Source organism: Bacillus cereus group sp. BfR-BA-01408 (assembly GCF_022663305.1).
Classification (GTDB): domain Bacteria; phylum Bacillota; class Bacilli; order Bacillales; family Bacillaceae_G; genus Bacillus_A; species Bacillus_A pacificus.
In genome coordinates, this window is sequence record NZ_JAKUFF010000127.1 from 1 (window position 1) to 7,907 (window position 7,907).

Genomic DNA, 7,907 nt, shown 5'->3' on the forward strand with positions numbered 1-7,907 from the left:
GGTTTTTCTAAGTCTTCTAGTTCTTCTGTTGTTTCTTCTTTATTTTGCTCTTCTACTTCTATTGCTTCCTGTATCTTTATATTTGTTATATCATATCCGTTCACTTTCGACTGATATCCTGATACTGGTTGTTCTTTCACTTCATACGTATGAGCTTTTCCTTCACTATCAACTGCTGGTAACTTTCCAAACTCATATTTCCAATCATTTTCTGCCGTAACTTCTTTCGTTGCAATGACTTTACCATTTTGCAGTAAATCTACTTTAATCGTTTTTGGGCGATCGTTTACTTTATCGCCTTCCCACGTTTTCGTTCCTGCAACAGATGTAGTTTTTAACTTATTTGGAACCATAAGTTTTATTCCATTTGTAGCATCCGTCTTAATTGTGAAAGGAATTTTCGCTTGTGAATCAAACTCTACATAGTTCGGAGCAGATATTTCTTGTACGTAATAATTACCTGGAGTAAGGTTTGGTGCTTCAACTATTCCGTCTTGATTTGTTGTATAGGAATCACCAATTTGCTGTCCTGACTCTGTAAACAATTTAAAAGAAACACCTGGAATAAACTTTTTCTCGTCTCCTTCAATATGTTTTACAATTTGCAGCGTTCCTTTCGCAGGTAAAACCCCTTCAGCCCCGCCGCCAAATGATATATTTTCAACCTTTACACTATTAGATTCAGTACTAGGTTTCTCATATAAAATTTGATAATCAAGCTTGTAGTCATTCTGTAGATATTTCAACTTTTTCCCGCTATCAGTAATCGTTGATGTATAGAAAACGGTAAACGACGTAGCGTTCGCCATATGCCTATAAATTACAACTTCAAATGAGTTATCACTAATAAGCTTAATGTATCCATAACCTCGGTCTTGAAATTGTTTAAGAGACAAATATTCTTTATTATTGATAGTGATGGTAAAGCTATCTTTATTTAGTGTTTGTCCTTCTTGTAACGTATCTTTTAAAACGATGTTGTCATGTAAATATTGTTTCTTTAAATTTATATTTAAAAACCAACGCACTTCATTACTTTTGTCTGGCTGAATATCACCAGACTTATAGAAAAAGATCCCCGGTTCTGTACCTTCTCCTTTTGGATGCGTAATACTTACCATTTGTTTTTCTAAATCTGTCCCTAAATTCGTTTGTACATCTTTCGTCTTTCCGGCTTCAACATTCGTACCTTGAACAGTGAAATTAAAGTTCCCTCTAATATTTTCAAGCTTTTCTACCGTATCATTAAATGTACAAACTACATTACTTGCATTAATCTGGCACGTACCAAAAATACGCCCTGAATCATCCTTTAATGGAATTGTGCCACTATAACCTTTTAATTCTGGTGGAAGTGCTAACGTTAATGTATCCCCAGATTTCATCTTCTTTCCAGGCTTTTCACTAAAGTTTACATGTATCGTATTCTTTTCTCCATAATTTAATTTCGTCTTTTCAAATGAAAAACTATCCACAAATCCTGTCGTATTTAATTCTTGAGCATGCCCTATAATAGGCATAAAAATTTGTCCAATAAGAACCGTAAAAATAAAACAAATCACAGATATTCTTTTTAAATATTTACTCATAAAACCTCCAATATTAATTGTTAATCTTTTTTGCCATGAGACCCATTCCACCCAAAATACCCCTTAAACTAAGGGGGTACGGACTAAAGATTATTTGCAGCATCAAACCATCGTTAGTTCTACACATAAAGTAATAAACAGCACAATTCATTAACTTATATTGCGTTATTTTTACTTTTTTCGGGCAGCCAACAATAAATACTAGTCCCAATAAAAATACATTACAAGACTGTTCATTTACATATTAATTTGTTACTATATTCATGCTGCCAAAATATACTAAATGACCATTTTATTCATGAGGTCATCTGACGACTGACTTTCTTTATCTTTCAGCGATAATTCTCCTCTCATAGCTTTATTCCACTCTTACTAAAATTATTATTTCAACATCTATAAAACTCACCTAAACACTGTACTAAATCCTTATTTAAAACGGAATATACGGCATTTTTTATCAAAGCGCAATGCTATAAAAAGTATTTTAACATAATAATAAAAGAGAATTTAACTAGAAGATAGATACCATTTTTTTAATCGTTTTAAAAAAAATAAAGCTACCTTTTCGTATTAGAAAAGGTAGCTTTATCTGTATAGACAACCGCTCTACCGCTTACTTTTTGGCGCCTTTCAACGACTCTCTCAGGACAAATTTTTGTAATTTCCCACTTGCATTACGAGGAAGTTCATCCACAAATAAATAATGACGTGGACGTTTATAATCTGCTAATTCATCACTTTCTTTACAATACGTTTCTAAATCAGCTTCTGTAATTGTTTCATCTTTCTTCACAACAACTGCCACAACACGTTCTCCCCATAATTCATCCGGCTCACCAAGCACGGCAACATCTAATATACCAGGATGACTATGAAGGAAATCTTCAATTTCACGTGGATAAATATTAACGCCGCCACTAATCACCATATCATCCACGCGATCTGCGACGAATAAATAGCCGTCTTTATCGAAGTAACCTAAATCACCAGAGTGATACCACCCTTTATACATCGATTTTGCATTTGCCTCTTCTCGGTTATGATAACCAGCCATCATAGTTGGACCACGTAAAATAATCTCCCCTACTTCATAAGGAGGCAATACATCATTTGGTTCTGCTGGTACATCTTCATTCGGTTTCACAATTCGAATTTCATGACTAAAGCACGGTGTTCCTGCTGAACCTGCTTTCGTAATTTGATCCTCTTCTACGAGAAACGCAACAACAGGTCCCATTTCTGTCATTCCATAAATTTGTACAAGATCAATATAAAGACGTTCTTTACATTCCTTCACTAACGCTGGAGCCATCGCAGCCCCGCCATATATACCAATCTTCATCGAAGTTAAATCGTACTTCGCTAAATCTTTTTGCAACAGCATATTCCACATCGTCGGCGCTGCAAAAAACGTCGTAATCTTCTCTTCTTGAATTGTATGTAATACTGTTTCTGTGTCAAAATGATGTAAAATAACATTCTTTCCACCAACTTGAATGCGCGGTATAATTCCAGCATTCAACTCCCCGCAATGATATAACGGTGCTACAACAAGCCCAATACTATCTCGATTATATTTTAGGAAATACGTACAAATCATACTATGCTCAGCCATTTCGCGATGACGATGTAATACACCTTTCGGATGACCTGTCGTACCGCTCGTATACAGCATAGAACAATAATCCATTTCACCAATTTCAATATCTACTTTTTTGGAAGATGCTTCATTTACTTTTTCATGGTAGGAGCTAGCATAAGAAGGTGTATCGTCTTCTACATACCAAAAAGACGAATTCGGAAAATCTCGTTCAATGATAGCCACGGTTGGCTCAACTGCTTTTTCAAAAACAACTACTTTCGAGGATGCGTCCTGGAGAATATAAGATACTTCTTTTGCTTTTAAGCGGAAATTGATCGGGTTAAAGATCGCTCCAATTTTTGCACAGGCTAAGTAAACGTTTACAAATTCACGGCAATTATATAAGTAAACAGATACCGTATCGCCCTTTCTTACCCCTTCTTCTAATAGAGCATGCGCCGTTTTATTTATTTGCTCATCCCACTGTTTATACGTCCAGCGAATATTTTTTTCTGGTTCCACTAATGCCTCTTTATTCGGATACTTACCAACAGATAAATCGAAAATTCTCCCTATCGTCATGTACATGCCAACAATTTCCCCCTTTTCTCTTTCATAAATCTATCATTTCGTCCATAAGTAGACATTGTCCTTTAATGATTTGACTAATTTTTCTGATTATTATCGACATAGTTTTACAAACAGTTCCGCTTTTGGCGGTAAGTGAAATTATATCGGCGATTTTCCGGATATATCGACGCAACTTGAATTATATCAGCGATTTTTCAAATATATCGACTTACCGACAAAAACTGACAATAAAAAAAGAGGTTATTCCGACTCGGAATAACCTCTTTCTTTTTATGCAAATAGCTCTTCTAAAATTTTCAGTTTATCTTCTGTATATTTTACGAAGCCATCGTTATATGATTTTGGATCTTTCGGATTCGCAAAGTGCGTAATTGCTCCCGTTTTCGGGTGAACAAATTTACTTGATGCACCACAACCAAGTCCGATAATTGATTGTACTTCTTCCATAATGACAATGTTGTAAATACTTTCTTGCGTCGGCATTGCATAACCAACGTTCTCTAAATTACCTAAAATATTCTTTTGACGATATAGGTAATATGGTACGTAATTATGCTTTTGCGTCCACTCTTCTGCTTCGTGCATCATCGCTGTAATTTCTTCGCGACCTGCTACTTTATATTTACGTTTGTTTTGCGTCATTTCAGAAGCACGTTTAAATGATAACGTATGAACTGTTAATGACTCTGGCATTAACTTTTCTGTTTCATCTAACGTGTGCTTGAAAATATCTAACCCTTCACCAGGAAGACCAATAATTAAATCCATATTAATATTGTTCATTCCCATTTCACGAGCTAAATGATACTTCTCAATTGTTTCTTCTACAGTATGATGACGTCCAATTGCTTTTAATGTTTCTTGGTGGTATGACTGCGGATTAATACTAATACGGTCAATGTTCCATTTATTTAACACTTCTAGCTTCGCTGGCGTAATTGTATCTGGGCGACCTGCCTCAACTGTTACTTCACGCACATTTTTCACATCTGGGAACGCTTCATACATTTCTTCATACAGCATATCCATCTCTTCTGCTGTAATACTTGTCGGTGTACCGCCGCCGTAATAAATCGTTGTAACTTTTACACCTTTTTCTTTTAAAAACTTACCAATTTCACGAACTTCATAATGTAAACCACCTAAGAATGAATCAACAGAACCTTGGCGTCCGTTAATTGCATACGCCGGGAATGTACAATATGCACATTTTGTTGGGCAGAATGGAATACCGATATAAATACTTACTTCCTCTTTCAAACGATATAAATCCGGAACTACCGCTAATTGGCAATCAACGATACGTTGAAGAAGTTCAATTTTCTCTTCATGAATTAAATAACTTTCACGAAGTTCTTGGTGTGCTTCTTCTTTTGACATACCATTTTGAAGCATTTTATGAAGAAGTTTCGTTGGACGAACTCCAGTTAAAATACCCCAGCTTTGTTCAATACCAGTTAACTGCTGAAGAACAGAAAGATATACATAAGAAACAACGTGCTTCACTTGCTTCATACGCTCTTTTTCATCTGTAAAAGCAGATAAATCTTTTGCGAATGTTTCTTCATACACATTTCCAGTCGCAACATCTGTTAAACGAGCTGATGCTTTCACATTCTCTTCAATGTGTATATCAACGATAAGATTTGCTTCCTCTTGTTCAAATCCAATCGTACTATCTTCAAAAAATAAGCCGCCAATATTTTGTAGCGGACGTAAAAAACGATCATCTTGTAACGTTTTAATTGAAATTAACAACATTATCACCTTTTCATTTGCAAACTCTCTTTAGTTTACTTGAAGGGCGTTTGCAGGTCAATACAGAAGGTTTTACCTTATTTTCATATCCTATTTAAAACAAACTGAATATTGATTTTTAATGAACTTTCTCTAGTTGTATAGACATTAGAATATACTCTTGTTACAATCTAGAACGTATTAGTACTTGCTACTAATTTAAATACATATAAAGGAGGACTCTTAACACGACATAAAGACTATCACGTGTTAAAACAACTATGAAAAAAAAGCTTTACAATATTTTAGCACTATCTTTAGCATTACAAACGTTTGTAGCACCTATCCATTCATTCGCGGAAAGCATAGAGAAAACTGCGGAATTGTCTACGGATGAGCAAGCTTTAAAAAGCATTGAAGAACATGCAAAACAGCATAGACATGACGAAGAAAACGACCTTGAAATCTCAGGTGAATATCTTCTCCACTTATCAACAAAACTTCCACTATACGATTCAAATGACTTAAAAACGAAAACAAATATTGAAATTACTGAACCAGTAGTAAAGGCAACAAAGAAAAAAAATAATGCCTATTACGTTCAAACTACATCTGGTGCTGGCTGGGTTAATAAGGGAAATAATAGTTTAGAAGTACAAGAGATTCATAAACTCTCGAATCAAAAACTAATTGTAACAGAAGAAGCATCAGTATATTCCTTCCCTTTCCAATCGTTTAAAGAAGAAACGAAATTACAGCCACAAACAGTAACTCCTACTGAACAAGCTGGGAATTGGTTTAACATTCAAATGAACGGAACTGAGAAATGGATTTATGCTCCTTCAGCTACATTCGACGGTACGAAAGCATCATTATTTGAAAAAACAAGTGCTGTCGAAAAGAGAAGCGCAACTTTCTTCAAAACACCATCTCATTTACCTACAAATAACGTTTATGGTGTTACATTTAAAGAAATGATTGTTCCAAAAGGGAATGAAAATATTCGTCCTGGCTACGCAATGGAACCGAAATACATTACAATTCATGAAACTGCTAATACAAGTAAAGGTGCGAACGCTTTAAACCATGCGAAGTACTTAGATAATCAAGCTCGCGGAAATACTGATCGTTCAGCGTCTTGGCATTTTACAGTAGATGACAAAGAAATTTATCAACATCTTCCGCTAAATGAAGTTGGGTGGCATGCCGGAAATAAAACTGGAAACTATGAATCTATCGGAATTGAAATTGCTGTGAATAGTGATGGAAATTATACGAAAGCGGTAGAAAATGCGCGCAAGTTAGCTGCTTTTTTAATGAATGAATTAAACATATCTCTAGATCACGTTCAAAAGCATCAATTTTGGAGCGGAAAAAACTGCCCTGCATTTATGATTCAGCGCGGACAATGGGATGCTTTCTTAAAGGGCACGAACGCTTACTATAATGAACATCGTAAAGATGTTATGCCGCCGCCAGAAGTCCCTCATGAAAAAGACGACATTACAGGTGGTTGGTATGAGCAAGACATTCGTCAATTAGCTGCTAGAAAAATCATGTTCGGTGACGGCAATGGTTCTTACTGGCCAAACCGCCTCGTGACACGAGCTGAGTTTGCAAATTTAATGTCGCGAGCTTTAAATTTACCTGCTGGAAACGCTAAATTTACAGACTTAAACGAAGCACACCCATCTTTAGTAGATGGAATTAATCGTGCTGCTAGCGCAGGTATCATTAGTGGCCGTGGGAATAATAAATTTGATCCAACCGCTACAATAAAGCGTGATGAAGCTGTTATTATGATTGACCGTGCATTAGAATATAACTGGATTTATAGAAAAGAAGTGAAATTACCATTCACTGACCAAGATTTAGCATACGATAAAAAGGCATTACAAAATGTTTACGCATACGGAATCGTAAAAGGTAACGAACGAAATGAATTCGTACCAAAAGGCACAGCAACACGTGCTGAAGCAGCCGCATTTTTAAATCGAATGCTTAAGGTTATTGAAGCTTAAACAACAAAACTAAAAGGCATAAGAGATAACATTTCTCTTATGCCTTTTATAAAACTATTAACTATTTTTAATCATAAATCTAAGACGTATTCCTAATAAAACAAGAGCAAAACCAATGAATGGTAGATAATTCATATCATGTCCTGTAGCTGGAAGTTGTGCATGAGACGCACCTTGTCCTTTTTCTGGTAAGGTAGGTTTTTCTTTATCTACGTTTTCCATTCCTTCACTTGGTGTTCCTGTCTCTCCACCTGGCTTCTCTGTTTCTTCACCTGATGTTCCTGTCTCTTCACCTGGCTTCTCTGTTTCTTCACCTGATGTTCCTGTCTCTTCACCTGGTTTCTCTATTTCTTCACCCGGTTTTCCTGTCTCTTCACCTGGATTCTC

General features: G+C 35.7%; 5 protein-coding genes. 1 reads left to right on the top strand and 4 read right to left on the bottom strand.

Annotated features, from left to right (window positions below):
• The 3 genes from MR083_RS25665 to MR083_RS25675 all read right to left on the bottom strand — a co-directional run.
• On the bottom strand, positions 1-1,589 hold a 1,589-nt coding region (locus tag MR083_RS25665; protein WP_242270044.1), incomplete at its 3' end, for a Cna B-type domain-containing protein.
• Between the two features lie 613 nt (positions 1,590-2,202).
• On the bottom strand, positions 2,203-3,759 hold the full coding sequence (locus tag MR083_RS25670; RefSeq protein ID WP_242270042.1) for a fatty acid--CoA ligase: 1,557 nt from the start codon (positions 3,757-3,759) through the stop codon (positions 2,203-2,205).
• 273 nt (positions 3,760-4,032) lie between these two features.
• A complete protein-coding gene (locus MR083_RS25675) occupies positions 4,033-5,523 on the bottom strand; it encodes a coproporphyrinogen III oxidase (protein ID WP_001998823.1) in 1,491 nt (496 codons plus the stop codon).
• Positions 5,524-5,780: 257 nt separating this feature from the next.
• On the opposite strand from MR083_RS25675, the gene MR083_RS25680 reads away from it, so the two are divergent.
• Complete coding sequence (locus MR083_RS25680) at positions 5,781-7,520, top strand: S-layer homology domain-containing protein (RefSeq protein WP_000728367.1); 1,740 nt, start codon at positions 5,781-5,783, stop codon at positions 7,518-7,520.
• A 57-nt stretch (positions 7,521-7,577) separates the two neighbouring features.
• Here MR083_RS25680 and MR083_RS25685 read toward each other — a convergent pair.
• A partial coding sequence (locus tag MR083_RS25685; protein WP_242270043.1) for an LPXTG cell wall anchor domain-containing protein occupies positions 7,578-7,907 on the bottom strand: 330 nt, incomplete at its 5' end.